This is a genomic window from Thermobrachium celere DSM 8682 (assembly GCF_000430995.1).
GTDB lineage: Bacteria > Bacillota > Clostridia > Clostridiales > Caloramatoraceae > Thermobrachium > Thermobrachium celere.
Genome location: NZ_HF952019.1, coordinates 1 through 1,036, shown reverse-complemented (window position 1 = coordinate 1,036; position 1,036 = coordinate 1). Strand labels below are relative to the sequence as shown.

General features: G+C 29.6%; 1 protein-coding gene. It reads left to right on the top strand.

Annotated elements, in window-relative coordinates; genetic code table 11:
- Positions 1-109 precede the first annotated feature (109 nt).
- A partial coding sequence (locus TCEL_RS10405) for an IS1182 family transposase (RefSeq protein ID WP_040684034.1) occupies positions 110-1,036 on the top strand: 927 nt, incomplete at its 3' end.

The following is a 1,036-nucleotide window of genomic DNA, read 5'->3' as shown; positions in this document are numbered from 1 at the left end:
YWCAGGCTGTTGACAAACAAATTTTGTCAACAGTTTTTTTTGCGTAGCAAAAAGGATTTTAAACATCTATGTAGAATTATATATAGAGAAATAAATTTGGAGGTGCCCAATGATTAATGAAATTAAATCAAAACAACAAAAATTAGAAATGGTTTACATTGAAGATTTAGTTCCTCAGGATCATATACTGAGGAAAATTGATAAATATATTGACTTTTCTTTTATTCGTGAATTAACTAAGGACTTATATTGTCATGATAATGGACGACCTGCTGTTGATCCTGTTGTTCTTTTTAAAATGTTATTTATAGGCTACTTATTTGGTATTAGATCCGAGCGTCAGCTCGTTAGGGATATTGAAGTTAATGTTGCCTATAGATGGTTTTTAGGTTTCTCACTTACAGATAAGATTCCTGATCATTCAACTATAAGTCAAAATAGGAGAAGACGTTTTAAGGATACAGATATAGCACAAAAAATTTTTGATAACATTGTCCTTCAAGCGATATCTCATGGCTTAGTTGAAGGTAAAGTTCTTTATACTGATTCAACACATCTTAAGGCTAACGCCAATAAGAGAAAATTTATTGAAAAAGAAGTTGAAAAATCTACTAAGGATTATATGTTAGAACTTGATAAAGCAATTGATGAAGATAGAATTGCTCATGGTAAAAAGCCTTTAAAAAAAACTGAAAAAACATCTGAAACTAAAACTATAAAAGAAAGTACAACTGATCCTGAAAGTGGTTATATGATTAGAGATGGTAAACCTGAAGGATTCTTTTATTTAGATCATAGAACAGTAGACAGTAAACATAATATTATTGTAGATGTTCACGTTACACCAGGAAATGTAAACGATGTAGATCCTTATTTAAGCAGAATTGATAGAATAATTAACACATTTAATTTTAATGTAAAGTATGTGGGATTAGATGCAGGATATTTTACAAACTATATTTGCAAAGGATTAGCGGATAGAAATATAACATATGCAATAGCTACTAAGTTAGGTCCTCATGAAAAAGGCAAATAT